Below are 2,263 nucleotides of genomic sequence, written 5' to 3' on the forward strand. Positions count from 1 at the left end.
TTCAAGTAGTAGAGGGAGAACTTGATAAAATCGAACTGAGGGGTTTAGATCGGTTGCAACCAGGGTATGTGCGATCGCGTTTAGAACTAGCTGCTTCTACTCCATTAAACCAGAAACGCTTAGAAGAAGCATTACAATTACTACAACTCGACCCCTTAATTAGTCGGGTAAACGCTCAGTTAACCGCAGGCAGCAAACCAGGCTTTAACATCGTCGAAGTTCAAGTCCAAGAAGCACCAGCATTTTACGCAGGTATTACAACCAATAACCGCCAATCCCCCAGCGTCGGTTCCGAACAAATTAGTGTGTTTATTGGTCATGATAATTTGTTAGGGTTTGGTGATAGTCTCTCTGGTACTTACGGCATTACTGAAGGACTCAATCTATATGATATTAGCTATAGGATTCCCATCAATCGCCGGAATGGTGACGTTAGCTTCCGTTATGACAATACCGATAGCCGAATTATTGAAGATGACTTCCGCGATATCAAAATTAGAAGCGAAACCGAAACGTTTTCTGTGACTATTCGTCAACCGTTATACAGAAAACCCTCAACGGAATTTGCCCTTGGTTTAGCTCTAGATTTGCGTCGCAGTCAAACATTTATCCTTGATGATATTCCCTTTTCTTTCTCCGAAGGTCCCGAAAATGGTGAATCAAACGTTACAGTGATTCGCTTTTTCCAGGATTGGGTGGACCGTAATGCTACCAGAGTTTTCGCAGCGCGATCGCAATTTAATCTGGGCATAGATGCGTTTGATGCCACAGTAAATAATGAAGCTCCCGATGGGCGGTTTTTGTCTTGGTTAGGACAATTCCAATGGGTACAGCGTTTATCATCGCGAAATTTATTCTTACTACGTCTTAATACCCAACTGACATCAGATTCCTTGTTATCTATTGAAAGGTTTAGTGTGGGGGAGTCGATACAGTAAGAGGATATCGGCAAAATCAATTAGTAGCAGATAATGGGATCACAGCTTCAGCAGAAGTCCGTATTCCTCTGACAGCAAACACCAATACATTGCAAATCACGCCCTTTTTTGATATTGGCACGGCTTGGAATAATGGCGGTACAAATCCAGACCCACAAACCATAGCGAGTTTGGGGTTAGGATTAATTTCGCAGCCTAGTAACGCTTGGAATTTACGTTTAGATTATGGTATCCCCTTGATGAGTGTTGACGACTCTGGGAATACCCTACAAGATAATGGTCTTTACTTTTCTTTGCAATATCAAGCATTTTAGCGCTGCATCGCTTTCTTATACCCCACACCCCACACCCCACACCCCATACCCAGTAAGGCTTTTAATGCTGTTTGTCACCTCGTCAGAAAATATACACTTTTCTGTATATCCTATTAAGTCCACCTCCGATACTATAGGTAAAGACAGTATCAGGAGGTAAAGAAGTGATGAATTAACTTATATTAAGTCTAGCCCTAGTGTCAGCCAACAATTTTTAATTTTTGTGTATTTAGCTAAGACAAATTACAGGAGAAGGTGATATGGTCAATGCCAGATCTGATGGGTTAATAATCAATCAAGATTTACCCAATACCAGTAACTTGAAAATTTTAGTAGTAGATGACCACCAACTGATTTTAAAAGGAACAATCAAGGAACTAAGCCAACAGTATCCAGACGCAGAAATAGTTAAAGCAAAAACCGCACAACAAGCTCAAGAGGAAATCGCTAATTCTAACTTTGACCTTTTGGTGATGGATTTGTGTATACCAGAAAAGCCAGGAATGAGTGCCGAAATTGATACTGGTATTTACTTACTTAAGAAGTTACTACAAAACTATCCCCAACAGAATTTCCTGGTGCAAAGCAGTCATGTCAAGACACTGGTACGAATAAAACATGAGATTGATAACTATGAAGGTGGCTTTGTAATTGCAGAAAAGGAACTTTCGGAATCGGAAATGTTACTCAGGGTTGACTTAGCACTAAAAGGAGCAACCCATACAAGAGATATTAAAACTGGATTAGAACTGAAACCAGAATGGTTAGACGTCCTGAAACTAGCTTCTGAAGAAGAATTGACAGATAAACAAATCTCTGAGCGCATGTATAAATGTGAACGGGCGGTGCGTACATATTGGACGAAAATCCAAGATGTTCTCGGTATTTATCCCCAAGACTGCAAGCAAGAAGGTAAGAATATTCGGATTACAACCCTGAATCGAGCCAGAGAAGAAGGACTAATTGATTAGTTTGTGAAGAATTAAACTAGTTAAATCATTGTGTTGGCAT

1 protein-coding gene and 1 pseudogene are annotated in these 2,263 nt (G+C 40.4%); both read left to right on the forward strand.

The window, feature by feature from the left end; translation table 11 throughout:
- Positions 1-68: 68 nt before the first annotated feature.
- Positions 69-1,252: pseudogene (locus tag F6K53_RS37770) on the forward strand (ShlB/FhaC/HecB family hemolysin secretion/activation protein).
- 260 nt (positions 1,253-1,512) lie between these two features.
- Positions 1,513-2,223 (forward strand): response regulator transcription factor, encoded by a 711-nt coding sequence (locus tag F6K53_RS37775; protein WP_293084817.1) that lies wholly within the window; start codon positions 1,513-1,515, stop codon positions 2,221-2,223.
- The last annotated feature ends 40 nt before the right edge of the window (positions 2,224-2,263 follow it).

This window comes from Moorena sp. SIO4A1 (assembly GCF_010672065.1).
Taxonomy (GTDB): domain Bacteria; phylum Cyanobacteriota; class Cyanobacteriia; order Cyanobacteriales; family Coleofasciculaceae; genus Moorena.

Coding starts and splice junctions, on each gene's coding strand:
- F6K53_RS37775 (WP_293084817.1), top strand. CDS start 1,513: ATGGTCAATGCCAGATCTGATGGGTTAATAATCAATCAAGATTTACCC.